The sequence below is a fragment of the Pseudomonas sp. 5P_3.1_Bac2 genome (genome assembly GCF_025465995.1).
Classification (GTDB): Bacteria; Pseudomonadota; Gammaproteobacteria; order Pseudomonadales; family Pseudomonadaceae; genus Aquipseudomonas.
Window position 1 is genome coordinate 230,894 of record NZ_JANLNY010000030.1, and the last position, 25,261, is coordinate 256,154.

Below are 25,261 nucleotides of genomic sequence, written 5' to 3' on the forward strand. Positions count from 1 at the left end.
GCCATGTTACCCGACCTGGGCCTCGTCAGTCCTGCGTTGCTTGTAGGCGGTGAGGCGCTCGATCATGTAGCGCACGTGCACATGCAACTGGTACAGCTCGCTGGAATAGGACAGCGGCACTTCGACCCGACCGAGTTCTTCCTCCAGGGCTTCGAGGCGTTCAATTTCGGCGTCCAGGCTGTTATTGAGCTGGCCTTTATAGAGCTGCTGATCGATCTCGCGCAGGTGCTTGTACCAGCGATAAATGCGCGCGCGGATACGCCACTGGTAAATCGGCCCAATGGCCTTAAACAGCGGGAAGAGCAGCACCAGCAGGGGGATGGCGAGGATGATGTAGCGATCCGCCAGGGAGGCAATACGAAACGGCACATAGCGCTGCAAAATCGGCAGGCCTTTGTCGTAGTAGTAATCGGCTTCGCTTAAGGTCTTTAGCGAGCGCGGCGGCTTGGCCGGATAGCTGCCCGCGGCGTCGAGCAGGCTGCCGGAGGCCAACACGGTTTTCGCGGCTTCAAGAATCAGCGGCGTCAGCGACGGGTGGAAGGATTCGCCAGCCACCAGCGTGGCCAGCGGGCCGACGGTGGTGATGTCGTGATCGGGGCTGTTGTGGGCCAAACTGAGCATGCCTTCGCCCACTGCCACTTGGCTCAGGTAAGGCAGGCGCGCCAGGTAGGCGGCGCTGCGCCCGAGGCTGATCAAGCGCACGCTGGGCTCGGCGGCCAACTGTTGAATCAAGGCGTTTTGCGCCGGGCCAATAAAAAACGCGCCATCCAATTCATCACTCAGCAGACCTTGTACCGCCCGGCTGCCACCGACTTGCTGCCAGGTGGCGGGGTACTGTTCGGCGCTCAAACCGTTGGCATTAAACAGCGCGCTGGTGATGGCCAAGGTGCCGCTATTGGCCGAGCCGATGGCCAGGCGCAGCTTGCTGAGGTCATCGAGTTTGGCAAACTCAACCGTGCTGCGCACAAACAGCCACAGCGGTTCCTGATACATCACGCCGAGGCCGCTCAAGGTCTCGCGCACCTTCGGTGGTAGCGTCAGTTCTTGGCCGCTTTGCACCAAGGCCAGATGCACCTCGCCCTGTACCAGCTTATTGAGGTTGTCTTGCGAGCCGCTGCTTTCAACTAAATCGAGGGTAAAGCCCTGATCCTTTAATTCGGCCTGCAACAGCTTGGCAAAAGCGTGATAGCCACCATTGGCGCTGCCGGTGGCCATGGTGGCATGCATAGGCGGTGGCGGTGCGACGAAGTAAAACAAGGCACCGACTAAACCGGCTAAGACTGGGACTATCCACAGGTTAGTGAGGATGAGAATTTTCAGGTCGTGCAGTATTCGGCGCATCCAACAATCCTTGTATTGAGCAAGTCTGGGAGCTAATTACTAGGACAGGCTATAGAGGGATATTTGTCTTTTGTCTAAAAAATAGGTTGTATGTCATATTGGCATTAGTTAATTTTGCTTTTTTTGAAATGGTTCAACGACATGTCCTTGTATAGGTTTATGGGGCGTTTATTCCCATTTGTCCAACAACAACAGAATTTACATATTTTTTCCGATGCAAACAGCAGCGCGAACGCCGTATTTAACGCTTTAGCCAACCCGCAAAACTTTGAAGAACGTCGCGCCTGCAACTTTATTACTGATGGCCAAGGCCAGTTATTTGTCAAAACGGTGACCTTGAAGAGCCTGGCCTCGCGCCTGCGAGTCACCTTTGGCTGGCGCCGCCGCAGCGGTCAATACGATTGGCCGGTGGCGGAGTTGTTGAATAACTTAGGTGCACATAACCAAGGTTCGCCGACGCCGAAACTGCGTGGCTTTGGTTTTAGGCGCAGCAGCTTGGGCTTGGTTCATGAGTTTTATCTGATTACTGAGGCCTTGGCCGGCTATCAAGATGCTCGGCATGCTTTAGCTTCAGGCGAAGTGGATGTGCTCAAGGCTGTTGAGTCGATCTTCAACCTGATGGTCGAGTTGCATAGCAAGAATGTTCACCATCTGGATTTGTGGTGCGCCAATATCATGCTCGACCCCCAGGGGCAGGCGCAGATTAAGGCCATCGACTTAGAGAACTGCTATGTCGGCGCTACTGAGCACCTCAGCCAAGTATTAGCCTTCCAGTTTGGCTTTTTATATTACGAGGGGCTTAAGGCTTATCTTTCTGAAGAGGAGTACGACGAGTTAGTTAAGCAAGCGCTGGGTTATTTCAGTCACATTGATTTAGCGGTATTTATGCCGATTTATAGCATCTGCAAACACCGGCATATCAGCCGCAAAGGGCGGATTAAACTGCTTAAGCGCGGGCATTTACCCTAACTCACCCTTGGCTGTCGGAGCAGGTTCAATCCGACTGAATCAGTGGTAGCCTTGTCGATTTATTGGCCCAAGCACAGCAGCAATTGCTGAGTCGGGCACTTAGGTTCAAGGCCAGCCCATGCGTATTCTGCACACTTCCGATTGGCACCTAGGCCAACACTTTATGGGCAAGACCCGCCAAGCCGAGCATCAGGCATTTTGTGCCTGGATGATCGAGCAGGTGCGCGCCCATGGGGTGGATGCGCTGCTGATTGCCGGGGATATTTTCGACACCGGCGCGCCGCCCAGCTATGCCCGCGAGCAGTACAACCGCTTTATCGTCGAGCTGCGTGCCACTGGCTGTGAACTGGTGGTGTTGGGCGGCAATCACGACTCCGTGGCCATGCTCAGTGAAAGCCAAAGCCTGCTGGCCGAACTGGGCACGCGGGTGATTCCGGGTGTGTGTAGCGAGCTCAGTGAGCAACTTTTAGTGCTGCATCAGCGTGACGGTCAGCCGGGCGCGCTGCTGTGTGGCATCCCCTTTATTCGGCCGCGCGATGTGCTGCACAGTCAGGCCGGGCAGAGCGCGCAGGACAAACAGTTGTCGCTGCAACAAGCCATCGCTGAGCATTATCAGCAGCTGTATGCCTTGGCTGAGGCCAAGCGAGTGGAGCTGGGCGGGCAGCTGCCGATTATCGCCACTGGCCATCTCACCACTGTCGGCGCCAGCGCCAGTGATTCGGTGCGGGAGATTTATGTCGGCAGCCTTGAGGCTTTTCCCACCAGTGCCTTTCCGCCAGCGGCCTATATCGCCTTGGGCCATATTCACCGGCCGCAGAAGGTCGGCGGCTTAGAGCATATCCGCTACAGCGGCTCGCCGCTTGCCCTGAGTTTTGATGAGGCTAGGCAACAAAAAGAAGTGCTGTTGGTTGAGCTGGATGCGGGCGGCCTGCGGCAGATTACGCCCTTACCGGTGCCGTGTTTTCAGCCATTGTTGTCGCTGCGCGGCTCGTTAGCCGAGTTGGCTGAGTCAATCAAACAAGCCGCCAGCCAAGGCACTGCCGAAACCCCGGTGTGGCTGGAAGTGCTGGTCACTAGCGATGATTATCTAACCGATCTGCAAGTGCGTATCGAGGCGCTGTGCCAAGGTTTGCCGGTGGAAGTGCTGCGGGTGCGCCGTGAAAGGGGGAGCGCCAGCGCAGGTTTAACCGCCAGCGCCGGGGAAACCCTGGATGAACTCAGCGTGAGCGAGGTGTTTAGCCGCCGCCTGCAGCAGGAGCAATTAGCTCCGGCTGAGGTGACGCAGCTCGAGGGTTTATACGGCGCGGTGCTGGAGCAACTGCGCAGCCCCGACAGTTAAACCGGCTAAGCCGCGCCTAAGTTACACGCGCACTGGCGGCAGTTTTTTCGGCAGGTACAAAAACAGCGTGGTGGCCAGCAAGGTCATCACCGCGAGGCCGATGTAAGTGCAGGAGAACGCATCCATCAGGCTGTCTTGCGCCAGGCTGCCTTGCGCGGGATTAAAGATCGCCAGCATGGCCCCGGCCAAAGACACTGCCAGACCAATTGCCAACTGAATGGTCACCGACATCAAGCTGGTGCCGCTGCTGGCCTGTTGGTTATCCAGATCGGTGAGGGTGAAGGTGCCGAGCGAGGTGTACTGGATATAGGTGCTGGCGCCGATCAAGCACAGCAGCAGTAACAACACGGGCCATGGCGTGGTGGGGCTGACCAGGGCCATGCAGGCCAGCAGCACGCTTTGGATCGGCGTGTTGAGCAGCAGCACTCGGCGGTAGCCGAAACGGGCAATCATCCAGTTCATCATGGTCTTGCTGGCCATGCCGGCGAGGGTCAGCGGGATCATGCTCATACCCGCCACCGATGGCGAATAGCCCAAGCCCACTTGCAGCATCAGCGGGGTGAGGAAGGGCATGGCCGAGCTGCCCAAGCGCGACAGCAGGTTGGCCAGAATGCCAACGGTAAAGCTGCGCACGCGAAACAGCGACAGGGCAAACAGTGGGTGTTTCTTGCGTGCGGCATGCAGGCCGTAGAGCAGCAGCGCCGCTAAAGCGATCAGCACCATCCACAGTGGGCTGAACATGGTGTTGCCGGCCAGGCTTTCGATGCCGAGGATGATCGACAGGGTAAAGGCGCCGAACAGGACAAAGCCCACTGTGTCAAAACGCCAGGTTTTTTCCGGGCGCAGATCAGGCATCAGCTTGTAGGTTGCCAGCGCGCCGAGCAGGCCGATGGGCAGGTTAAGGGCAAAAATCCAACGCCAGCTGGCGAACTCCACCAGCCAGCCTCCGATGGTCGGGCCGATCAGAGGGCCGACCAAGCCGGGCAGGGTGATAAAGCTCATGACCTTGACCAGCTCGCTGCGCGGATAAGCCCGCAGTACGACTAAGCGACCCACCGGCATCATCAGGGCGCCGCCGACGGCTTGGACGATCCGCGCCGCCATCAGGGTGTTAAGGCTGTTAACGAAGGTGCACAGCAGCGAGCCGAGGGTAAACAGCATGATCGCCATAAAGAAAATGCGCCGGCTGCCAAAGCGATCCGCCAGCCAGCCGGAGGCCGGAATCAAAATGGCCACGGTAATTAAATAAGCCAGAATCACCCCGTGCATGCGCAGCGGGTTTTCTCCCAGCTCGTGGGCCATCGCCGGCAAGGCCGTGTTGAGGATGGTGCCATCCAAGGCTTGCATAAAAAACGCCACCGCCACCAACCAGGGCAGAAAGCGCGCAGTGCGTGGGTCAAGCAGGCTATGCAGAGACACGAAGTACCTTGTCAGTCTGGGGATGAGGCCTGACTTAAGTGCACAGCCAGGTTTGCTCGGGAGGGCTAGGCAAACCTTGGAGTGCGATTAGTAGCCAGAGTTGCTTGCTGCGGGAGTGCCAGCGTCAGTTTTAAACTTAGCTAACAATGCCTTGGCTGCGTTGTTGAGCAGGGAGCTATCGACGCCTACGGCGACGAACTGCGCGCCTTGCTCGATATAGTGTTTAGCCAGCGCCTCGTTGGCACACAGGATACCAGCGGCCTTGCCGGCCTGGCGAATACGCTGGATGGCGTCATCAATCACCGCGCGCACGGCCGGGTGATCGGCCTGACCGGCATAGCCCATCGACGCCGACAAGTCCGCCGGGCCGATAAACACACCGTCAACGCCCTCGGTAGCGGCGATGGCATCTAGGTTGGCAATCGCCTCGCAGGTTTCCACCTGCACCAGCAAGCACACCTGCGCGTTAGCCTCGCTGATGTAATTGCTGAAGCGGTGCCAGCGCGAGGAGCGCGAAATGCCACTGCCCATGCCACGCACGCCTTGTGGCGGGTAGCGCATGTAGCTCACGGCCGCCCGGGCCTGTTCGGCTGTGTCGATCATCGGCAGCAGCAGGGTTTGCGCGCCGATGTCCAGATACTGCTTAACCAAGGTCATATCGCTGACCGGCAAACGCACCACGCCATGGCTGCAGACACTGCCCGGCACCGCTTGGGCGCCGCTGGCGATGGCTTGCAGTTGGCCGAGGGTACTGCGCAGATCGTTGGGCACGTGCTCGTTATCGATCAGCAGCCAGTCGTAGCCGGCGCCGCTGAGCAGTTCGGCTGAATAGCTATCGGCCAGGCCCAGCCACAGACCGATCTGGGTCTGCCCGGCGGCCAGGGCCGCTTTAAACGGGTTATGTAGACGCGGTGCGCTCATGATCAGCCCTTAGACGAAACGGAATGAGACGTTGCCCAGCGGGCCGTAGTCCGCATGGATATGATCGCCGGCCACGCAACCGACCGGGCGGGTGAAGGAGCCCGCGAGGACGACTTGTCCGGCTTCCAGACCCTCGCCATAAGGCGCCAGTTTGTTAGCCAGCCAGGCCACCCCCGTGGCCGGATGGTTGAGCACTGCAGCGGCCACGCCGGACTCTTCAATCACCGCGTTTTTGTACAGCAGCGCGCTGACCCAGCGCAGGTCCACCGCATCCGGCTTAACCGGACGCCCACCCAAGACGATGCCGGCGTTGGCGGCGTTGTCGGAGATGGTGTCGAAGACCTTGCGTGGCGCTTTGCTATGGCGATCGAACTGCTCGATGCGCGAGTCGATGATTTCCAGCGCCGGCACCACGTAATCGGTGGCGGCCAGCACATCAAAGATGGTCACGTTCGGGCCTTTGAGTGGCTTCGCTAGAATAAACGCCAGCTCTACTTCCACCCGTGGTGCGATAAAGCGCGATACCGGGATATCGCTGCCCTGATTGAAGAACATGTCATCAAGCAGGGTGCCGAAATCCGGCTCGTTAATCTGGCTGCTGATCTGCATGGCGCGGGAGGTCAGGCCGATTTTATGGCCTTTGATTACGCGCCCCTCGGCCAGCTTGAGTTGCACCCAAGCGCGGGAAATGGCGTAACCATCTTCGATGGTCATGTCCGGGAAGCGCTTGGAGAAGTGCTCGGTTTGTACCCGTTGTTGTTCGGCCTGATGCAGTTCGGCGGCCAGTTGGGTGATTTGTGCTTGCTCGAGCATGGTCAATCCTTAGGCGCAGGGTGGTGCCTGCGCGAATAAAGTCAGGCGCGCAGAAAGTTAATCGCGGCGGCGTTAAAGGTGGCGGCTTGCTCGTAGTGCGCCCAGATGCGGCACTCGGCGATTTCCAGCAGTTGGGCGTTGGGTGCCAGTTCAGCAATCTTGCGCGCGTTATCGACAAACATGTGTTGGATGCTCACCGCGGCGATGACCAGAATCGGTGTTTGCAGCGCGCGCCACTGGGCGTGACTCAAGAACTGTTCCGGCTGCGCCGAAGACATCATATTGGCCATGCGCACCGGCAGGTTGTCGCACTCATAGCAGTCGAGGCGGGCACTGACCAAGTCGGGCATCAGGCTTTTTTCGGGGTTATAGAACAGCGCCGAGACGATTTTTTCGACGTTTTCCCACGTCAGGTTTTCCGTAGCGGCGCCACGGCGCTCTTTGACCCCGGAGATAAACTTGCCGACTTCTTCTTCGTTCACCACCACGGCGCCCGGCGACACCATCACCACTTTATTGACCCGCTCCGGGTGGTGATGGGCCATATGGATGGCGATGGCTGAGCCTAGGGCCACGCCAATAAACGAGGCCTTGTCGATGGCCATGGCATCCATAAAGTCGCGCACGTGGGTGCGGTACACGCTGGGCGTGTAAGGGTAGTCCGGCGCTTCACTGAGGCCGTTGCCGATCATGTCCAGGGCGATCACCCGGTAGTGCTCGGAAAGTGCAGCAATGTTGGCGCAGAAGTATTCCAGGCTGCCGGTGGCGCCGTGCAGCAAAATCAGCACGGGCGCATCGGCTTTGCCGGCTTCCAGGTAGCGCGTGCTGACGCCTTGCACGTCGATCCAGGCCAGCTGGTGGGGCGTGCGGAACAGGTGTTTCCAAATGCTCTGATAGGACGACATAAATTTCGTATCCAAACACAGCCCGGGCGTCCTAAGGCTGGCTTAGGACGGGCAGGCTTTAGTCAATTAGGCCTGGGCTTGCAGGAACTCGATGCTCAGCTGATTAAACTGCTCAGCCTGTTCATACTGTGCCCAGTGGTCACAGCCGTGCATTTCCACTACTCGCGCATTGGGCGCGGTGTCACCGATGGCGTAGGCGTTACGCAGGAACATATTCGGTGCATCCACTGCGGCAATGCTCAGAATCGGCTGTTTAAGTTCAGCCCACTGCGCCGGTTGCAGATCCTGGCCGCCCAGGCTGAAGGCCAGCAGATGGGGCATGGCCGCTTGCATACGCGGGTCTTGATAGATGTCCAGGCGAATGGCGATGAGGTCGTCGATCAGGTCGGCGGGCTTGAGCATCAAACCGCTCATGGCTGTGCGCACTGTTTCCCAGGTCGGCGTGGTGGCCGCGGCGCTGCGCCGTTTACGCACGCCTTCGGCAACCCGGCGCTCTTCTTCGGCATCGACGATGATGCCGGCGGGCGCGACCATGATCAGTTTATTCACCCGCGCAGGTGCACTGTGTGCCAGTTGCGCAGCGACCCATGAGCCCAACGACACGCCAATTAAAGAGGCGCTGGCGATGTGCAGGGCATCCATAAAACCGCGGACGTGTTCGGCGTAATGCTCGATCAGGTAGTCGTAATCCGGTTTGTCGGTGGCGCCGCAGCCGAGCATGTCGATGCCAAACACATGGAAGTGCTCAGCGTAAGCGGCGTAGTTGGCGCAGAAGTTTTCCAGGCTGCCGGCGGTGCCGTGCAACAGAATCAGCACCGGTGCACCGGGCTTACCCGCTTCTAGATAGCGGGTGCTGACGCCATTGACGTCGACCCAGTTGAGGCGGTGGGGCGTGCGGAACAGGTACTTCCAAATGCTTTTATAGTTATCCATGGGGCGACCTTTTGGCTAAGCCTGTGCCCGGCACCTTATTCGTGGTGCCTGCACAGGTGACGGCATGGCTGTGCTCGCGCGAGGCTGGCAGTGCCAAGCGCGCGATACAGCGCAAATCTCATGCTGTGTATGGCATGTTTCGACAGTAGCCAAGTCGCTTATCGGGCTGCAACGCATACCGTATTTTTAGTGCACTGGGTGCACGTACTCCATCTGATCGGCCTCCAGCAGCAGCTTGTTGGAACTGTTCCCGGTTTCGAATTCTTTCCAGCTGGATTCGATCTGGCTGACGGCGTCTTTGAGCATCGGCAAATAGCGCCGCGCCGCATCGGGAATACTCATGGCTTTGGCCACGTAGACCAGGCTCAAGCAGGCCATGACTTGCTGCCCATTGGTGACCGGCAGGGCAATGGCGGCGATGCGTTTTTCCGATTGCCAGTGGGCGTAGTTCTCGCCGTAACCGGCTTTGCGCGTGTGCTCGATCAGGCGGCGGATGTAACTGGCGTCGCGGGCGAGGGCGCCTTCTTCGTCTTCACGGGCGCGCAACAGATCGAGTATGGCCTCGCGTTCTTGATCCGGGCAGAAGCTCAAATAGGCCCGGCCCACCGAGGTGTAAAGCATCGGCAAGCGCCGTCCGATCATCGCGCTATTGAAGGATAAGCGACTGAATTTATGGGTGGTTTCGCGGACCAGCATGGCGTCGCCATCCAGCGTGCAGAGGTCGGTCGGCCAGTGCACTTTTTGCAGCAGGCTGCCCAGCACCGGCGAGGCCATGGAGGAAATCCACTGGTCATCGCGGAAGCCCTCGCTCAGCTCACGGACTTTCAAGGTCAGCTGATAAAGGCTGTCCTCTGAGTTGTGGCGCTTGATGTAACCCTCCTGCTGCAAGGTCTCTAGCAAGCGGCGCACCGTGGTGCGATGCAGGCCAGTTTCCTGGCTGATTTGGCTAATGGCGGCGGAGCCATTAGCGCGGCTCAGGTAGTGCAGGACGCTGAGGCCACGAATCAAACCGCGGACGGATTTGTACTCAGTTTCTTTTTCTTCTTGTGCCATTTCTTATTATCCAAGCTGCGTGCACTGGGTGCACAACGTGCGGCTTTGTGATTGCTGCGTTTTTTTTCTTGTTTCTATACTCCGGCCCATCCCTGAGCAAGGGCTCTGGCACTAAGGCTGCAACCTTATGTGTCCGCGCCCCAACCGCTAAGACTGCTTTGCCTGGGCATGCAGGCTTCAACGCAACCTCGGTGATCCACTTTTAGCGCCTCCCCTGCGGCAGTCGAGCTGTGCTGACACAGTTCGCCGTACCACGGCGCGTACAACTCTGGCGGAGAATAATAATGAACCCGAGTCCACAACAGCCTAACGAATCGAGCTTGCAAGCTGAAGTCGTAGTGCTGGGCGCAGGCCCTGTAGGCCTAGCCATCGCCAACTATCTTGGGCAGATGGGTGTGCAAGTTCTGCTGATCGAAAAACTCGACGCGCTGATCGATTACCCACGGGCCATCGGCATCGACGATGAGTCGTTGCGCACCATCCAGTCCTTCGGTTTGGTTGAGCACGTATTACCGCACACAACGCCGTGGCATGCCATGCGTTTCCTGACGTCTAGCGGTCGTTGCTTTGCCGATATCCAACCGATGCTGGATGACTTCGGTTGGTCGCGGCGCAACGCCTTTATTCAGCCGCAAGTCGACGGCGTGATGTACGAAGGGCTCAAACGCTTTACCAATGTACGCTGTCTGTTCTCCCGCGATATGTACGACTTTAGCCAGGATGATCAGGGCGTCAGCCTGAGCCTGCGCAACAGCGATGGCACTGAAGAGCAGGTGCGCGCCGCGTATATGGTCGCCTGTGACGGCGGTAACAGCTATGTACGGCGCACCTTGAACGTGTCGTTTGACGGCAAGACTGCCCCCAATCAATGGATCGTGATCGACATTGCCAACGACCCGTTGGGCACGCCGAATATTTATCTGTGCGCCGACCCGGTGCGCCCGTATGTGTCGGCAGCGCTGCCCCATGGCGTGCGTCGTTTCGAATTTATGGTGATGCCGGGCGAGACCGAGGAGCAACTCAGCCGCCCGGAAAACATGCGCAAGCTGCTCGCCCAAGTGTTGCCAGAACCGGATAAAGTCGAGCTGATCCGCCAGCGCGTGTACAACCACAACGCACGCTTGGCTGGACAGTTCCGCGTGGGACGCATTCTGTTGGCCGGCGACGCCGCGCACATCATGCCGGTGTGGCAGGGGCAGGGTTACAACAGTGGCATGCGCGATGCCAGCAACCTGGCGTGGAAACTGGCGCTGGTGGTCAAAGGTCTGGCTAAGGCGCAGCTGCTGGATACCTATGAGCTGGAGCGCCGCGACCATGCGCGGGCGATGATTGATCTGTCGGTTATGGCCGGCCATGTGCTCAATCCACCGAAGCGCATTTACGCCACCTTGCGTGACGGTATCTCCTGGCTGCTCAACTACGTGCCACCGGTGAAGCGTTACTTCCTTGAAATGCGCTTTAAGCCGATGCCCAAATACACGGCCGGCGTGGTGGTGGCCGACAGCATTAAAAACTCGCCAGTGGGCAGCATGTTTATCCAGCCCAAGGTGGAGTTGGAAGACGGCTGTCAGGTGCTGCTGGATGAAGTGATCGGCAGCAACTTCGCGATTATCGCCTGGGGCAGCAACCCTAAGTGGGGCATGAGCGCGGCGCAGATCAGCGCCTATGAAGCCCTCGGCGTTAAGTTTATTCAGGTACTGCCCGCCGTGCAGCTTAAGGCGCAGCGAGCGGCCATCGATGGGGTGATCACCGTCGGTGACTTCAATAACCGCCTGAAAACTTGGTTTGGCCTGTATCCGGCTTCGGTGGTGATTCTGCGTCCGGATCGCTTTATCGCGGCCCTGACCATCCCGCAAACCTTGGACCAAGCTGCCGCAGAAGTCCTGCGCCGTTTGCATGCCAATGACGTTCTGGCGCCCAGCGCTGTCCAGGCGCAGGTGGCCTGAGATGACGGCTTTAGTCGAGTGCCTGTCGCACACGCCGCTGGTGGGGCATGTCGACCCTCAGCAAGCGGTGCTGGATGAAGTGGCCGCCGTGATCAGCGCGGCGCGTGAGCGTGTTGCGCAGTTCCAGCCGGACTTGGTGGTGCTGTTTAGCCCCGACCACTACAACGGTTTTTTTTACGACGTGATGCCGTCGTTTTGCATCGGTATGGCCGCCCACGCCATCGGCGATTTCGGCACCTTGGCCGGCGCGTTGAGCGTGCCCCAAACCCTGGCTGAGTCCTGCGCCACTGCGGTGTTGGAGCAGGGCGTGGACGCGGCCGTGTCATACCGCATGCAACTCGACCATGGAGCTGCACAGCCACTGGAGTTGTTGTTTGGTGGCTTGCGTGAGGTGCCGGTGATCCCGGTCTTCATTAACTCGGTGGCGACGCCGCTGCCGAGTTTTCAGCGTGCCCGTCTGCTTGGTGCGGCGATTGGCCGGTGGGCCCGAGAGCAAAACCTGCGGGTGTTGTTCTTAGGCTCCGGTGGTTTATCCCACCAGCCGCCCGTACCGGAATTAGCCCAAGTTGAAGGGCTGATGGCCGACCGGCTTAAAGGCAGTGGCCGGTATTTACCGGCCGATGAGCGCGAAGCTCGCACGCAGCGGGTGATCCTCGCGGCGCAGCGTTTCGTGCACGACCAGAACTCGCTGCACCCACTCAACCCTGAGTGGGATCAGCAGTTCCTCGACACCCTGAGCCGCGGCGAGTTAGCCGCGTTCGACTCGTTAAGCAATGCCGAGCTATCCGCTGTGGCCGGTAAGTCGACCCATGAGGTGAAGACCTGGGTCGCCGCTTTTGCCGCGTTGCAAGCCTTTGGCCCATACCAGTGCAGCGGGCGCTATTACCGCGAAATACCTGAGTGGATCGCCGGTTTCGGCGCCCTGAGTGCCCAGCCCTGTGCTGCCGGGCTGTGATCAAGAAATCATTAGGGAAGACAGAGCCATGAGCCGATTCAACGAAGAAAGCAGCAGCCAGTTTGTCACCATCGAAGATGCTGGCCGCTCGCTGCGGGTTCACTACAACGAGCTTGGCAGCGGCGATAAAGTCGTGGTCATGCTCCACGGCTCAGGCCCGGGTGCTACCGGTTGGGCCAACTTCAACCGCAATATCGATCCGGTGGTGGATGCCGGTTTTCGCGTGCTGCTGATCAACTGCCCAGGTTGGGGCAAGAGTGATTCGGTGCTGTGCGCCGAGTCCCGTTCCGACTTCAACGCCCGTGTAGTCAAGGCGGTGATTGACCAGTTGCAGATCGACAAGATCAGCCTGCTCGGCAACTCCATGGGTGGCCACAGCGCCGTGGCCTTTGCCCTGACTTACCCACAGCAGGTCGACAAACTGGTGCTGATGGGCGGCGGTACGGGTGGCATCAGCGCCTTTGTGCCGATGCCCACCGAGGGCATCAAACTGATCGGCGCGCTGTACCGTGAACCGACCCTGGAAAACCTCAACCGCATGATGCAGGTGTTTGTTTACGACGCCAGCGACCTGACGCCAGAGCTGATGCAGGCGCGTCTGGACAACCTGAAAGCGCGTCCTGAGCACCTGGAAAACTTCGTCAAAAGCCTGCAAGCCCATCCGCTGCAGTTCCCTGACTTCGGCCCGCGCTTGCCCAGCATCCAAGCCGAGACCTTGATCGTCTGGGGCCGTAATGACCGCTTTGTGCCGGTCGATACGGGCTATCGCCTGAATGCGGGGATTCTCAATTCGCAGCTGCACGTCTTTAACCAATGCGGCCACTGGGCGCAGTGGGAACATGCCGAGCGCTTCAACCGCCTGGTGGTGGATTTCCTCAGCCATTAATTGCTGCTAACGCCGTGAGGTCAGCATGACTGTTTCCCGTGACACCCTCGAACAACTGGCGGCCGAGCTGCGCCGTGCCGAGCAAACTGGCCAGGGCATGGCGCCTGTGCGCGAGCAACTCGGCGTGGAGAACGCCGAGGCGGCCTATGCCATCCAGCGTCTCAACGTGGCCCATGGCGAAGCCAATGGCCGGCGTATCGTCGGGCGCAAAATCGGCCTGACCAATAAAAAAGTCCAGGCGCAGCTTGGGGTGGATCAACCGGACTTCGGCACCCTGTTCGCTGACATGTGCTACGGCGACAACGAAACCGTGCCGTTTGCCCGCGTGATGCAGCCGAAGATCGAAGCGGAAATCGCCCTGGTGCTGGAGCGTGACTTACCCAGCGGCGACACCACCTTTCTCGATGTGCTGAATGCCACTGGCTGGGTGCTGCCAGCGCTGGAAATCGTTGGCTCGCGCATCCAGGACTGGAACATCCGCTTTGTCGACACTGTGGCGGACAACGCCTCCAGTGGCTGCTTTGTGCTCGGCGGTCCGGCGCGGCGTATCGCCGATACCGACCTGCGCAAGGCCAGCATGAGCATGAGCCGCAACGCTGAGGTGGTTTCGCAAGGCTCTGGCGCCGAGTGCTTGGGCCATCCGCTGAATGCGGCCGCCTGGCTGGCCTCGACCATGGCCCGTTTGGGCACGCCACTGAAGGCCGGCGACGTGATTCTCACGGGCGCATTGGGGCCGATGGTGGCCGTGGCGCCGGGGGATCATTTTGAAGCAGTTATCAGCGGTATCGGTCAGGTCGGCGTGCAGTTCAGCGCTGAATAACCTTTGCCTTGCGTGCACCTGAGGTCAGAACAATGAAAAAATTAAAAGTCGCGATTATCGGGCCGGGCAATATCGGCACCGATTTGATGATCAAGATCATGCGTAACGCCAAGTACTTGGAAGTGGCGGCCATGGTCGGCATCGACCCTGCTTCCGATGGCCTGGCCCGCGCTGCGCGTATGGGCGTGGCCACTACTGCCGAAGGCGTACAGGGCCTGATCGATCTGCCGCAGTTTGCTGAAATCGACTTCGTCTTCGATGCCACCAGCGCCGGCGCCCACGTGAAAAACGATGCGCAGTTGCGCGCGGCGAAGCCGGGTATCCGCCTGATCGACCTGACGCCAGCGGCCATCGGCCCGTACTGCGTGCCGGTGGTTAACGGCGCCGAGCATGTGGATAAGCTCAACGTCAACATGGTCACCTGCGGCGGCCAGGCGACCATTCCGATGGTGGCGGCAGTCTCCCGCGTGGCCAAGGTGCACTACGCCGAAATCATCGCCTCGATCGCGTCGAAGTCCGCCGGCCCTGGCACCCGCGCCAATATCGATGAGTTCACCGAAACCACCAGCAAGGCCATCGAAGTGATCGGCGGCGCGGCCAAGGGCAAGGCGATCATCGTGATGAACCCGGCAGAACCACCGCTGATCATGCGCGACACCGTATTTGTGCTGTCCGAAGCCGCGGATCAAGCCGCCGTGGAAGCCTCGATCCTGGAGATGGAGAAAGCCGTCAACGCCTACGTGCCAGGCTATCGCCTGAAGCAGAAGGTGCAGTTCGACGTGATCCCGGCAGAGGCGCCGCTGAATATTCCTGGCCACGGCAAATTCTCGGGCCTGAAAACTTCGGTGTTCCTCGAAGTGGAAGGCGCCGCCCACTACCTGCCAGCTTACGCCGGCAACCTCGACATCATGACCTCCGCCGCGCTGGCTACTGCCGAGCGTATGGCTGAATCGATGAGCCAAGGCTGAGGAGCGCCCCATGACTTTTGATCCAAGCAAAAAACTCTATATCTCCGACGTCACCCTGCGCGACGGCAGCCACGCGATCCGTCACCAGTACTCGCTGCAGAATGTGCAGGACATCGCCCGCGCCCTGGATGAGGCCCGTGTCGATGCCATCGAAGTGACCCACGGCGACGGCCTGCAAGGCTCCAGCTTTAACTACGGCTTTGGCGCCCACAGCGATTTAGAGTGGATTGAAGCGGCCGCCGATGTGATTAAGCACGCACGCATCACCGTGCTGCTGCTGCCCGGCATCGGCACCGTGCATGACCTTAAGGCGGCTTATGACGCCGGTGCCCGTTCGGTGCGCGTGGCGACCCACTGCACCGAGGCCGATGTGTCCAAGCAGCACATCGAATACGCCCGCAGCCTAGGCATGGACACCGTGGGCTTTCTGATGATGAGCCATATGATCCCGGCCGAAAAACTCGCCGAGCAAGGCAAGCTGATGGAGTCCTACGGTGCCCAGTGCATCTACATGGCCGACTCCGGCGGCGCGATGAATATGAACGACATCCGCGACCGCATGCGTGCCTTTAAAGCCGTGCTCAATCCTGAGACGCAGACCGGTATGCACGCGCACCACAACTTAAGCCTCGGCGTGGCCAACTCCATCGTCGCGGTGGAAGAAGGCTGTGATCGGGTGGACGCCAGCCTTGCCGGCATGGGCGCTGGCGCCGGTAACGCGCCGTTGGAGGTCTTTATCGCGGCGGCTGAACGTATGGGCTGGAACCACGGCACCGACCTGTATCGTCTGATGGACGCGGCCGATGATCTGGTGCGGCCACTGCAAGATCGCCCGGTACGGGTCGATCGCGAGACCTTGGGTTTGGGCTATGCCGGGGTCTACTCCAGCTTCCTGCGCCACGCCGAAGTGGCCGCGCAAAAGTACGGCCTCAAGACCCTCGACATCCTCGTTGAGCTGGGCAAGCGCCGCATGGTCGGCGGCCAGGAGGACATGATCGTCGATGTCGCCCTGGACCTGCTCAAGCGCTAACTCATTTGCCCCCATTCCTCTCGTGAGCAATGCCGTGGTTAGCCACGGCATTTTTTTAGCGGCACTGGCCGCAGGAGCCTCCCATGCAGTTACAAGACCCTAGCCTGTTTCGTCAGCAGGCCTATATCGACGGCCAGTGGCTGGATGCCGACAACGGCCAGAGCATCAGCGTCAACAACCCCGCCACTGGAGAGATTCTCGGCGTGGTGCCCAAGATGGGCCGCAGCGAAACCCAGCGCGCCATCGATGCGGCTGAGCGCGCCTTGCCGGCCTGGCGTGAGCTGACCGCCAAAGAGCGGGCCAATCGCCTGCGCAAATGGTACGAGCTGATGTTGGCCAACCAGGAAGACCTGGCCCAGCTGATGACCTTGGAGCAGGGCAAGCCGCTGACGGAATCCCGTGGTGAAATCGCCTATGCCGCATCGTTCTTCGAGTGGTTTGCCGAGGAAGCCAAACGCGTATACGGCGACACCATTCCCGGTCATCAGCCGGATAAACGCCTGCTGGTGCTCAAGCAGCCGATTGGCGTAACCGCTGCCATTACGCCGTGGAACTTCCCCTCGGCCATGATCACCCGTAAGGCCGGCCCAGCGCTGGCAGCCGGCTGCACCATGGTGCTTAAGCCGGCGTCGCAAACCCCGTATTCGGCCTTGGCTTTGGCCCTATTGGCTGAGCGTGCGGGGATTCCGGCCGGGGTGTTTAGCGTGGTCACCGGCAGCGCTGGCGAAGTCGGCAGCGAGCTGACCGGCAACCCCAAGGTGCGCAAGCTGAGCTTTACCGGCTCCACCGAAATTGGTCGGCAGCTGATGGCCGAGTGCGCCCAGGACATCAAAAAAGTCTCGCTGGAGTTGGGCGGCAACGCGCCGTTTATTGTCTTTGATGACGCTGATTTGGACGCCGCCGTGGAAGGCGCGTTGATCTCCAAGTTCCGCAACAACGGCCAGACCTGCGTGTGCGCCAACCGCCTGTATATCCAGGACGGCGTGTACGACGCCTTTGTCGAGAAGCTGGTCGCTGCCGTGGGCAAACTGCAGATCGGTAATGGTCTGGCCGCAGGGACTACCACCGGCCCGCTGATCGACAACAAGGCCGTGGCCAAGGTGCAGGAACATATCGCCGATGCCCTGAGCAAAGGCGCGCGTCTGGCCAGCGGCGGTAAGCCTCATAGCCTCGGCGGCAGCTTCTTTGAGCCGACCATCTTGGTCGATGTGCCGAACAGTGCCGCGGTGGCGAAAGAGGAAACCTTCGGCCCGCTGGCGCCGCTGTTCCGCTTTAACGATGAAGCCGAAGTGATCGCCATGGCCAACGACACCGAGTTCGGCTTGGCCTCGTACTTTTATGCCCGTGATTTGGGTCGCGTGTTCCGCGTGGCGGAGGCCTTGGAGTACGGCATGGTCGGCATCAACACCGGGTTGATCTCCAACGAGGTGGCGCCCTTTGGTGGCATCAAGGCCTCGGGCTTGGGTCGTGAAGGCTCCAAGTACGGCATCGAGGATTATCTGGAAATCAAATACCTGTGCCTGTCGCTGTAAACGCTGCCTGAAAAAGCCCCACGCCGTTAGCGCTGTGGGGCTGTTTAGCCGCTAAATTGACCAGCGCGGCCAATGATGGACGGTCTCGGGCTAGCCAGCTCGTGGCTTATCCAACAGATTGAACAACAGCATGCCGGCGACCATGCTCAGCGCAAAAATCCAGCCTTCGCCCATATTCATTCCCACCAGTACAAGTGCAGGCCCCGGGCAGATGCCCGCGATGCCCCAACCAATCCCGAAGATCGCCGCGCCACTGAGCAAGCGCCGATCAATCCCGCGCCGTGCTGTCGCAGGTTTCGGCTGACGCCTGCGGGCCAGGGCAAAGCCGATGGCCGCAACGCTCACCGCGCCGCCCATGACCAAGGCCAATGACGGGTCCCACCGGCCAAACACATCAAGAAAGCCCAGCACTTTACTGGGGTTGCTCATCCCCGAAATGATCAGCCCCACGCCGAATAACAGACCGCAGAGTAGCGCCGTTAGATTCTTCATACGGCACCTCCCAGTACGTGGCGCATCAGGTAAACCGTGGCCGCCGCGACCAGCATAAAGGTCAGCACAGCGGCCCAGGAGCGTGGTGAGTTTTGCGCTAAGCCACACACGCCATGGCCGCTGGTACAGCCGCTGCCCAAGCGGGTGCCGAAGCCGACCAATAAGCCGGAGAGCACTAACAGCGGCACTGGGGTGTCGATATGGATGGCGGGCAGGGCGTTGAACACATAGTAAAGGCTGGGTGCCAGCAACAGGCCGGCGATAAAGGCGATGCGCCAGGCGCGATCGCTGCTGTGCAGACGTAAGGCCTCGCCGAGAATACCGCTGATTCCGGCGATCTTATGGCTGTACAGGATCAGGGCCGCGCTGGCCAAACCGATCAGCAGGCCGCCCAAAAGTGCCGAAGCCCAGGTGAAATGTGGCCAGTCAATCGTCATGCAATTCTCCTCGGCGTCTGCTGTTGCAGGGCGCCATGGCGGGGCGGAGTCGGGTTTCAATATGTATTTTTACAATATTTTATTTTGCATAATGAAGGCTAGTGCCGTTGCTCTGTCTGCCGCGTGCAGGTTTTCCGTTTATTTGTGGTCTAACCCCGGTGACGCGGCGCTATATGCGCGTACGCCTTATTTTTCTGCTAAATAACTTTTCCTTATACAATCCACTCCTTCTGCGATTTGCGAGATTTTGCCGCCCATATGGATCTTCAGTTGATGCGTCAGGCAGCCACCGAAGCTGCGACGGTTTTGCGCTCATTGAGCCACCCGGATCGCTTGATGCTGCTCTGCCAATTGAGCCAGGGTGAACGCTCGGTGGGTGAGTTGGAAGAGTTGCTCGGTATTCAGCAGCCCAATCTGTCCCAGCAATTGGGCGTGTTGCGGGCTGAGGGGCTGGTCAACACCCGCCGCGAAGGCAAGCGTATCTTCTACTCAATTAAAGACCCCAAGTCCTTGGTGCTGCTCGGCACCCTCTACGAGCTGTACTGCCCCCAGGGCTGAGCAGCTGTGCCGATTAGCGGCAGCAGTTACAGCGCTTCCTCATATGCACTTTAGTGATAGAAGTAGTATTTAATATTATTATTAAACACTATGTATTTTGTTTAAGTATTGCCTCCTGAACGGCGCAGACCGCCTGTTATCAAAGGAGCGATACCCTTATGAACGGCCGATTTTTGACTGTTTCACTGGCTTTATTAAGCGGATTAAGCAGCACCTCTGTCAGCGCCACTAACGGCTACTTTATGCATGGTTATGGGATCAAGGCGCAGGGGCAGGCCGGGGTCAGTATTGCCCAACCCCAAGACGCCTTGGCCGCCGCGAACAACCCGGCCGGCACGGTATGGATTGGTGATCGGCTGGACATCAGCGCAACGATTTTTTCTCCCGACCGCAGCGCCAAGATTGAGGGTAACCAGGCGGGCGCCGATGGCACTTACGGTGGCAATCAAAAACGCTATTTCTTGCTGCCGGATATTGGTTACAGCAAGCAGCTTAACGACCGTTGGGGGGTAGGCATTTCTGCCTATAGCAACGGCGGCATGAATACCGACTACAAACGCAATCCCTACGGCGCCTTCGGCAATACCGGCAGTGCCGGGGTTGATCTGGCGCAGTTATTTATCACCCCCTCCGTGGCTTACAAATTTACCGAGCGGCAATCCTTTGGGATTGGCCTCAACTTTGTGTATCAGCGCTTTGCCGCCAAGGGCTTGAATGCCTTTGCCAACCCGATGTTTTCCAGTGATCCCGACAACCTCAGTGACCGGCATCACGACACCTCCACCGGTTGGGGGCTGCGCTTGGGCTGGCAGGGTCAGGTCACGGATAATCTGACCTTGGGCGCGGCCTGGTCGTCGAAGATCAAGGCCCAGGATTTTGACCGTTATGCGGGCTTGTTTGCCGATGGCGGCAGCTTTGATGTGCCGGAGAACTATGCCGTGGGCCTGTCGTATAAGCTCACTCCGGCCTTAACCATTGGCGCGGATGTGCAGGAGATCAAATACGGCAGCGTGCGCTCGGTGGCGCGCGACTTTGATATCCAGTCGGTGTTCGCCGGGGATCGTTTTGGCTCGCGTAACGGCCCCGGTTTCGGCTGGCAAGATGTAACGGTTTACAAGCTCGCGGTCAGCTATGTGCTGAACCCGCAACTGACCTTGCGCAGCGGCTTTAGCCATGCCGACCAACCGGTGCAGAAGGATCAAACCTTTCTCAATATCCTGGCGCCGGGGATTATTCAGGATCACCTAAGTGTGGGCCTGACCTGGACCCCTTCGCCGGATAACGAGCTGAGCCTGGCCTATACCCATGGCTTTGAAGAAACCGTCAACGGTCGCAACTCCATCCCCGGGGCATTTGGGGGCGGCGAAGCCAAGCTAAAAATGAGCGAGGACATTCTGGGCGCGGCCTACGCTTGGAAGTTCTGAGCTTTAGCTGCGCCTTGATTAAGCCTGCGCGGACAACTTAGGTTGTTGCGCAGGCCCGCTCCGCACACAAAAAAAACGCCGCACGGCCCTTGGCAGTGCGGCGTTTTTGCGTTGCAGCGCAGCGCATAAGCCCCCCCCCGCAGGGGGGGCTTTTACGCTTAGCTTGTGGCTGCCAAAGGCTTGCCAGTTGCTGCCTCGGCGTCGTGGCTGGCCTGGATTTTCGCCTCGTTGTCATCCGCTACGCGCTGCATTTCTGGACGCAGGTAACGCAGGCTGATGGCCAATACGATAATCGCCAACACCACGCTGGTGGCCGAGACGCTGATCAGCGAGTAACCGAGCATGGCCTGATCTTTAAACACGTGCTCGGTGATGGTTGCCACCAGAGGTGGCGACAACGTCGGAGCCACAGTGCCGACCACCAGAATAAACATGCCCATCACCCGGCCACGCAGGTGGGTCGGCGCCATCAGTTGGATGGTGGCACTCACGTAGAACACAGAGTTGAGCAGGATGACATCGAGGGCGGCATAGGCCACCACAAACACCTTGAAGTCATCGGTGGTGAAGGCGATGCCAATGGCCGGCAGGGCCAGAACCAGGATAAAGGTGTAAAAACGCACGTGGGCATCTTTGTAGCCCCGCTTGTACAGCCAGTCGATGATTATCCCTTTGAGCAGCATGGTGCAGGCACCCACGGCGTAAAGAATGCTCAGCGCCGGCGCATATTCCTTAGGCGTCAGACCAAAGTGGCGGGTGATGTAAGTCGGCACCCAGGACAGTGAGGCCAGGGCCGCCATCGTGGTGCAGGAGAAGCCCAGCAGAAGCAGGATATACAGCGTCTTGCGCTGCTTGATGTAGTCCTTGAAGGCGATCTCGCCGACCTGTTCAGTGACCTGCTTAGTGCGGCTGGTGAGGTCGCTGATGCCGCGGCGAATCGGCTCGCGGAAAGTGAACACTAAAAGCGCCAGCAGTACACCAGGTGCACCTAACAGAATCAGCGCGGAGCGCCAGGCACTCATTTCACCGACCATAGGGAAGGTCATGGTGCCGACACTGGCGGTATAGGCGATGACCCAGCCACCCACACCAAAAGCAAAGGCGTTACCGAGCTTAGGACCCATGCCGAAGATCGACATGGCGGTGGTCATGCGGTGCCGCGGCACGCGGTCGGCAATCATCGAATAAGCGGCGGGCATCAGCGAGGCTTCGGCGGCGCCGACTACCACGCGGCTGGCGAAAAGCATCGGGAAAGTTTTCGCCAGGCCAGCGGTTACGGTGGCTGTGGACCAGACCACAAAGCCGCCAAACAGCACCTTGCGGCGTGATAGGCGATCGCAAGCCCAACCCAGCGGGAAGGCGAACAAGCCGTGGGCAATGGCGAACGCCGGGCCAATGATCAGACTCATCTGTACATCGGTAAAACCCATTTCTTTTTGAATCGGCACCACCAGCATGTTCAGCGCCAGTCGATCGAGAATCGACATCACATAAAGCATGAGGAGAACCATGACCATCCACCATGGCTCGATGTGATCCCAGACAGAGGCTAGAGATCGTTGTTGTTTCTGCATACATCACCATTTTTTTGTTGTAGTGGTGGGCCGTTTGCCGCGCAGGGCTATACGCCTCAGATGTCCCGGCATTGTTATTTTTTGGGGCGCAGCGCAGGGGGTTGCACCAAGTCAGTACGGGAGGCGAATACTAGGCATGAGTTTTTATTGGGAGGAATGGAAAAATCTGCATGCGTGCACTTAATGCACCGGATTTAGCGCTGCGGTTGCTGGGGGCGCAAACGCCTCGCTAGAGTTCGACGCCACTACGCATCGATCCACATGCGTCACCCACAATAAGACTCACTAAGGCGGCCCTATGTTTTTGCAGCAGATCGCTCAACACATCACCGACACTCAGTTTGAACAGCTCCCGGCAGAGGTGGTGCAAGCCGCAAAGTTGCGCTTGATCGATGCCCTGAGTTGCTCGGTGGGTGGTTACCAAGCGCCCAGCAACGATGCCTTTATCAACCTCTATCGCAGTTGGGGTGGTGCCGCCCAGGCCACGGTGTTGGGCTACGGTGATAAGTTGCCGCTGGCACAGGCCGCGCTGATGAACTGCTTGACCGGGCGCTCCTTCGATTTTGAAGTGTGTGGTCCATCGCCGGAAGGTATCAACCGCGGCAAAATGGTCGGTCACGTGTGCAGCACCACCGACCCGACCGCTTTGTCGGTGGCAGAGTTTCTACAGGCGGATGGCAAGGAGTTGATCGTTGCCGTGGTACTCGGCGGTGATATCGGCGCGCGCCTGGCAGTCTCGGAAGAATTCAACTTCGATAAGTGCTTCGAGGTGTGTGGCACCGCCAACGCCTTCGGCGCCCTGGCCGTGGTGGCACGACTGATGAAGCTGGATCAGGCGGCAATCATCAACGCCTACGGCATTCTGCTGCACATGATGTCCGGCTCTTACCAGTCGCTGTGGGACGGTGCCGACAGCTTCAAACTGCCAGGTGCCCTGGCGGCCTATAACGCGGTCACCGCAGTGCAACTGAGCCAGGCAGGTTTTGGTGGGGTCAAGGATGCACTGACCAGCCCCTTGGGCTACTACAACCTGTTCTCGGTTAACTACAACCCGGAGCATCTGGTGGCTGAGCTGGGCCAAACCTTCTACGTGAAAGGCATGCACAAAGTTCATCCGTCCTGCTATGGCAATCACAACCCCATCGAGTGTGCGCTGGATATCGTGCGTGCCCATGAGTTTGCCGCCGCCGACATCGAGCTAATCACCATGGATGTGCCGCCCCACCGTTTGGTGCACTTCCTCAATCAGACCATGAGCGCCAACGATACCCAGGCCCGCTCGCTGTTCAGCATTCCCTATGCGGTGGCGAACGTGATGATCAACCGCAGTGTTGAGATTGCCCACTACAGCCATGCCCATGCCTACCAGCCAGAGGTCATGGCTCTGACCGAGAAGGTCAAGATGCTCCCGGCCAGCGACCTGACGAATCATCTGACGCGCTTGGCGGTGCATCTTAAAGATGGCCGCGTGCTGCGTGCCGAACGCAATCAGTTGCCGTTGGGTTGGGCAGAAAACCCTGTAGGCGAAGAGCAGGTGATCGAGAAGTTCTGGCGCAACATCCGCTTCGCCGGCACGCTCGATCTGTCTCGCGCTGAACTGGCCCTGGCCGCCTTGCAGGATCTGGAAAACCAGACCGATATGCAGGTGATTACCCGCAACCTGTGCTGATGCCCAAGGCCGCCATGGCTGACATGGCGGCCTTGATTGGCCTATTCGAATTTAACTCGCGCGGCCTAGGGCTTAGCTCGCCTAACGCTGCGTGCAGATTGAAAGCAAGACGCAGTAAGCGCCGCTCAATATGAGTGGGCGGCCTGCTTTGGTGTTGCCCACCGCGTATTGGCAAGGCGTTCTTTCAATAAGGGGGATGCTGGGCGCGAGTGGAGCGCAATTGCCCCGGCGCGCTCAGGGCCAAAGCCCCACTCCGGCATCGGTGTGGGGCTTTTGTGTTGCGTTTAAGCGTCGAAGGCTTCGAGGTTGGCCTGAACCCCGGCGCGAATCTTGGCTTGCCACTCTTCGCGGCTGCAGAAGCCGGGTTGCTCTTTGGCTTTGGCTTCGGTGCGGGCGTAAACCTCTTCCACTGATTCATTGACCAGGTCCATTTCCCACCAGGTGGGTTGCGGCACATACCAAGGGGAAGGGGTGTAGCACTCGATACGGTTACCTTCGGGATCGCCGACGTAAACGCTCCAGGTATTGCCGTGGTCCTTCTGTTGCAGGATCGGCACCCCCGCTTTGTGGAACTCCACAGCCATGCGCTTGAGGTCTTCTAGGTTGTCGTAAACGAAGGAGATTTGCTGCATGCCAGGGTGGCCATCGCGGCGCAGGTTGGCGAAGGCAATTTGGTGATGCTCATCGGCATCGCCAGTCATAAACACCACGCGGGCACCGTCACCACGGCCATTGCCGGTGTCGGATACGACGAAGCCAAACCAGCGGCTGTAAAACTGGCCCAGCGCATCGGGTTCAAATGCAGGAACGCCAATATGGCGGAAGCGGCCTTGTGGAAGTGCCATGGTTATTAACCTCTTATTTAGGGGTGGAATTTTCAACCTGAAACAAGCCGATCAAGTGCACTCAACGCCCAGCGCCTTGGCTTAGGCCAAACGGGCCTCGGGCTCGTGCGCTGAGTCGTGGTGCTGAACCTTTAGCTGCACCAGAGTGCCGTGCTAAGGTTGATTGAACCGTTGTCGTGAGCTTAGTGGCGCCAAATTAGGGCGTGCTATAGCGCGAATTAGACGGCTCAAGTGCACGTGCTCAACCGCTGCGTACCTAGCGCCAGGCCGACTTCTTGGTTTGGGCAATCTTATCTGCAATGTTCCAGGCACTATTCATAGCAGCTTGCGCGGTGCAGGCGGCTGAAATTGTGCGCGTTGTGCATAGGGTGCACTACTGAGTAAGTTTCAATTGAAGCTTTTTGCAGCGATTTTGATACTGCTGCCCAAGCT

General features: G+C 59.1%; 23 protein-coding genes. 12 read left to right on the top strand and 11 right to left on the bottom strand.

The genetic code is table 11. The features are described 5' to 3' along the window. Positions 1–6: 6 nt before the first annotated feature. Positions 7–1,341, bottom strand: a complete 1,335-nt coding sequence (locus tag NTD81_RS20395) for a TAXI family TRAP transporter solute-binding subunit (RefSeq protein ID WP_262184572.1) — start codon at positions 1,339–1,341, stop codon at positions 7–9. A 141-nt stretch (positions 1,342–1,482) separates the two neighbouring features. On the opposite strand from NTD81_RS20395, the gene NTD81_RS20400 reads away from it, so the two are divergent. Then, a complete protein-coding gene (locus tag NTD81_RS20400; RefSeq protein ID WP_262184573.1) occupies positions 1,483–2,310 on the top strand; it encodes a lipopolysaccharide kinase InaA family protein in 828 nt (275 codons plus the stop codon). A 118-nt stretch (positions 2,311–2,428) separates the two neighbouring features. Beyond that, positions 2,429–3,649: an exonuclease subunit SbcD gene (sbcD, locus tag NTD81_RS20405; RefSeq protein ID WP_262184574.1), complete on the top strand. Its 1,221-nt coding sequence runs from the start codon at positions 2,429–2,431 to the stop codon at positions 3,647–3,649. 21 nt (positions 3,650–3,670) lie between these two features. Here the strand turns inward: sbcD and mdtD are convergent, their stop codons facing one another. From mdtD to NTD81_RS20435, 6 genes are all read right to left on the bottom strand, one after another. Beyond that, positions 3,671–5,068 carry a multidrug transporter subunit MdtD gene (gene mdtD, locus NTD81_RS20410; RefSeq protein ID WP_262184576.1) on the bottom strand — a complete coding sequence of 466 codons (1,398 nt, stop codon included), beginning with the start codon at positions 5,066–5,068 and terminating at the stop codon, positions 3,671–3,673. An 87-nt stretch (positions 5,069–5,155) separates the two neighbouring features. Beyond that, positions 5,156–5,989, bottom strand: coding sequence for an aldolase/citrate lyase family protein (locus NTD81_RS20415; protein ID WP_262184577.1), 834 nt, complete (start codon positions 5,987–5,989; stop codon positions 5,156–5,158). Between the two features lie 9 nt (positions 5,990–5,998). Then, positions 5,999–6,802, bottom strand: a complete 804-nt coding sequence (gene hpaH, locus NTD81_RS20420; protein WP_262184578.1) for a 2-oxo-hept-4-ene-1,7-dioate hydratase — start codon at positions 6,800–6,802, stop codon at positions 5,999–6,001. 41 nt (positions 6,803–6,843) lie between these two features. Continuing rightward, positions 6,844–7,707 (bottom strand): alpha/beta fold hydrolase, encoded by an 864-nt coding sequence (locus NTD81_RS20425; RefSeq protein WP_262184579.1) that lies wholly within the window; start codon positions 7,705–7,707, stop codon positions 6,844–6,846. A 66-nt stretch (positions 7,708–7,773) separates the two neighbouring features. Continuing rightward, complete coding sequence (locus NTD81_RS20430) at positions 7,774–8,640, bottom strand: alpha/beta fold hydrolase (RefSeq protein ID WP_262184580.1); 867 nt, start codon at positions 8,638–8,640, stop codon at positions 7,774–7,776. 186 nt (positions 8,641–8,826) lie between these two features. After that, positions 8,827–9,693, bottom strand: a complete 867-nt coding sequence (locus tag NTD81_RS20435; protein ID WP_262184581.1) for a DNA-binding transcriptional regulator — start codon at positions 9,691–9,693, stop codon at positions 8,827–8,829. Positions 9,694–9,977: 284 nt separating this feature from the next. Between NTD81_RS20435 and NTD81_RS20440 the strand changes: the two genes are divergently transcribed. From NTD81_RS20440 to gabD, 7 genes are all read left to right on the top strand, one after another. Continuing rightward, the gene (locus NTD81_RS20440) at positions 9,978–11,639 is read left to right on the top strand and encodes a bifunctional 3-(3-hydroxy-phenyl)propionate/3-hydroxycinnamic acid hydroxylase (RefSeq protein WP_262184582.1); all 1,662 of its coding nucleotides are present in this window, start codon (positions 9,978–9,980) and stop codon (positions 11,637–11,639) included. Position 11,640: 1 nt separating this feature from the next. Further along, complete coding sequence (locus tag NTD81_RS20445) at positions 11,641–12,594, top strand: 3-carboxyethylcatechol 2,3-dioxygenase (RefSeq protein ID WP_262184583.1); 954 nt, start codon at positions 11,641–11,643, stop codon at positions 12,592–12,594. A 28-nt stretch (positions 12,595–12,622) separates the two neighbouring features. Then, positions 12,623–13,480, top strand: a complete 858-nt coding sequence (locus tag NTD81_RS20450; RefSeq protein WP_262184584.1) for an alpha/beta fold hydrolase — start codon at positions 12,623–12,625, stop codon at positions 13,478–13,480. A 25-nt stretch (positions 13,481–13,505) separates the two neighbouring features. Next, positions 13,506–14,300: a 2-keto-4-pentenoate hydratase gene (mhpD, locus tag NTD81_RS20455; RefSeq protein WP_262184585.1), complete on the top strand. Its 795-nt coding sequence runs from the start codon at positions 13,506–13,508 to the stop codon at positions 14,298–14,300. 32 nt (positions 14,301–14,332) lie between these two features. After that, on the top strand, positions 14,333–15,268 hold the full coding sequence (locus NTD81_RS20460) for an acetaldehyde dehydrogenase (acetylating) (RefSeq protein WP_262184586.1): 936 nt from the start codon (positions 14,333–14,335) through the stop codon (positions 15,266–15,268). Between the two features lie 10 nt (positions 15,269–15,278). Continuing rightward, positions 15,279–16,298, top strand: a complete 1,020-nt coding sequence (gene dmpG, locus NTD81_RS20465) for a 4-hydroxy-2-oxovalerate aldolase (RefSeq protein WP_262184587.1) — start codon at positions 15,279–15,281, stop codon at positions 16,296–16,298. An 83-nt stretch (positions 16,299–16,381) separates the two neighbouring features. Continuing rightward, complete coding sequence (gene gabD / locus NTD81_RS20470) at positions 16,382–17,830, top strand: NADP-dependent succinate-semialdehyde dehydrogenase (RefSeq protein WP_262184588.1); 1,449 nt, start codon at positions 16,382–16,384, stop codon at positions 17,828–17,830. A gap of 90 nt (positions 17,831–17,920) precedes the next feature. On the opposite strand, the gene NTD81_RS20475 is transcribed toward gabD, so the two are convergent. Further along, complete coding sequence (locus NTD81_RS20475; protein WP_262184589.1) at positions 17,921–18,322, bottom strand: DUF6691 family protein; 402 nt, start codon at positions 18,320–18,322, stop codon at positions 17,921–17,923. Next, entirely contained in the window at positions 18,319–18,759 is a 441-nt protein-coding gene (locus NTD81_RS20480) for a YeeE/YedE family protein (RefSeq protein WP_262184590.1), read from the bottom strand. The genes NTD81_RS20475 and NTD81_RS20480 overlap by 4 nt, the downstream gene beginning before the upstream one ends. A gap of 273 nt (positions 18,760–19,032) precedes the next feature. Here NTD81_RS20480 and NTD81_RS20485 point away from each other — a divergent pair, with 273 nt between their 5' ends. Both NTD81_RS20485 and NTD81_RS20490 read left to right on the top strand, forming a co-directional pair. Then, positions 19,033–19,317, top strand: a complete 285-nt coding sequence (locus NTD81_RS20485) for an ArsR/SmtB family transcription factor (protein ID WP_262184592.1) — start codon at positions 19,033–19,035, stop codon at positions 19,315–19,317. 158 nt (positions 19,318–19,475) lie between these two features. Further along, positions 19,476–20,741: an OmpP1/FadL family transporter gene (locus NTD81_RS20490; RefSeq protein ID WP_262184593.1), complete on the top strand. Its 1,266-nt coding sequence runs from the start codon at positions 19,476–19,478 to the stop codon at positions 20,739–20,741. A gap of 158 nt (positions 20,742–20,899) precedes the next feature. Here NTD81_RS20490 and NTD81_RS20495 read toward each other — a convergent pair whose 3' ends face one another. Then, positions 20,900–22,252 carry an MFS transporter gene (locus tag NTD81_RS20495; RefSeq protein WP_262184594.1) on the bottom strand — a complete coding sequence of 451 codons (1,353 nt, stop codon included), beginning with the start codon at positions 22,250–22,252 and terminating at the stop codon, positions 20,900–20,902. A 361-nt stretch (positions 22,253–22,613) separates the two neighbouring features. Here NTD81_RS20495 and NTD81_RS20500 point away from each other — a divergent pair, with 361 nt between their 5' ends. Continuing rightward, a complete protein-coding gene (locus tag NTD81_RS20500) occupies positions 22,614–23,984 on the top strand; it encodes an MmgE/PrpD family protein (RefSeq protein WP_262184595.1) in 1,371 nt (456 codons plus the stop codon). A gap of 284 nt (positions 23,985–24,268) precedes the next feature. Here NTD81_RS20500 and NTD81_RS20505 read toward each other — a convergent pair whose 3' ends face one another. Continuing rightward, positions 24,269–24,829 carry a VOC family protein gene (locus NTD81_RS20505; RefSeq protein ID WP_262184596.1) on the bottom strand — a complete coding sequence of 187 codons (561 nt, stop codon included), beginning with the start codon at positions 24,827–24,829 and terminating at the stop codon, positions 24,269–24,271. Positions 24,830–25,261 lie beyond the last annotated feature (432 nt).

Excerpts from the sequence above, each read along its gene's own strand:
- NTD81_RS20395 (WP_262184572.1), bottom strand. The coding sequence starts at position 1,341 with ATGCGCCGAATACTGCACGACCTGAAAATTCTCATCCTCACTAACCTG.
- NTD81_RS20400 (WP_262184573.1), top strand. The coding sequence starts at position 1,483 with ATGTCCTTGTATAGGTTTATGGGGCGTTTATTCCCATTTGTCCAACAA.
- sbcD (WP_262184574.1), top strand. The coding sequence starts at position 2,429 with ATGCGTATTCTGCACACTTCCGATTGGCACCTAGGCCAACACTTTATG.
- NTD81_RS20415 (WP_262184577.1), bottom strand. The coding sequence starts at position 5,989 with ATGAGCGCACCGCGTCTACATAACCCGTTTAAAGCGGCCCTGGCCGCC.
- hpaH (WP_262184578.1), bottom strand. The coding sequence starts at position 6,802 with ATGCTCGAGCAAGCACAAATCACCCAACTGGCCGCCGAACTGCATCAG.
- NTD81_RS20425 (WP_262184579.1), bottom strand. The coding sequence starts at position 7,707 with ATGTCGTCCTATCAGAGCATTTGGAAACACCTGTTCCGCACGCCCCAC.
- NTD81_RS20430 (WP_262184580.1), bottom strand. The coding sequence starts at position 8,640 with ATGGATAACTATAAAAGCATTTGGAAGTACCTGTTCCGCACGCCCCAC.
- NTD81_RS20435 (WP_262184581.1), bottom strand. The coding sequence starts at position 9,693 with ATGGCACAAGAAGAAAAAGAAACTGAGTACAAATCCGTCCGCGGTTTG.
- NTD81_RS20440 (WP_262184582.1), top strand. The coding sequence starts at position 9,978 with ATGAACCCGAGTCCACAACAGCCTAACGAATCGAGCTTGCAAGCTGAA.
- NTD81_RS20445 (WP_262184583.1), top strand. The coding sequence starts at position 11,641 with ATGACGGCTTTAGTCGAGTGCCTGTCGCACACGCCGCTGGTGGGGCAT.
- NTD81_RS20450 (WP_262184584.1), top strand. The coding sequence starts at position 12,623 with ATGAGCCGATTCAACGAAGAAAGCAGCAGCCAGTTTGTCACCATCGAA.
- mhpD (WP_262184585.1), top strand. The coding sequence starts at position 13,506 with ATGACTGTTTCCCGTGACACCCTCGAACAACTGGCGGCCGAGCTGCGC.
- NTD81_RS20460 (WP_262184586.1), top strand. The coding sequence starts at position 14,333 with ATGAAAAAATTAAAAGTCGCGATTATCGGGCCGGGCAATATCGGCACC.
- dmpG (WP_262184587.1), top strand. The coding sequence starts at position 15,279 with ATGACTTTTGATCCAAGCAAAAAACTCTATATCTCCGACGTCACCCTG.
- gabD (WP_262184588.1), top strand. The coding sequence starts at position 16,382 with ATGCAGTTACAAGACCCTAGCCTGTTTCGTCAGCAGGCCTATATCGAC.
- NTD81_RS20475 (WP_262184589.1), bottom strand. The coding sequence starts at position 18,322 with ATGAAGAATCTAACGGCGCTACTCTGCGGTCTGTTATTCGGCGTGGGG.
- NTD81_RS20480 (WP_262184590.1), bottom strand. The coding sequence starts at position 18,759 with ATGACGATTGACTGGCCACATTTCACCTGGGCTTCGGCACTTTTGGGC.
- NTD81_RS20485 (WP_262184592.1), top strand. The coding sequence starts at position 19,033 with ATGCGTCAGGCAGCCACCGAAGCTGCGACGGTTTTGCGCTCATTGAGC.
- NTD81_RS20490 (WP_262184593.1), top strand. The coding sequence starts at position 19,476 with ATGAACGGCCGATTTTTGACTGTTTCACTGGCTTTATTAAGCGGATTA.
- NTD81_RS20495 (WP_262184594.1), bottom strand. The coding sequence starts at position 22,252 with ATGGTTCTCCTCATGCTTTATGTGATGTCGATTCTCGATCGACTGGCG.
- NTD81_RS20500 (WP_262184595.1), top strand. The coding sequence starts at position 22,614 with ATGTTTTTGCAGCAGATCGCTCAACACATCACCGACACTCAGTTTGAA.
- NTD81_RS20505 (WP_262184596.1), bottom strand. The coding sequence starts at position 24,829 with ATGGCACTTCCACAAGGCCGCTTCCGCCATATTGGCGTTCCTGCATTT.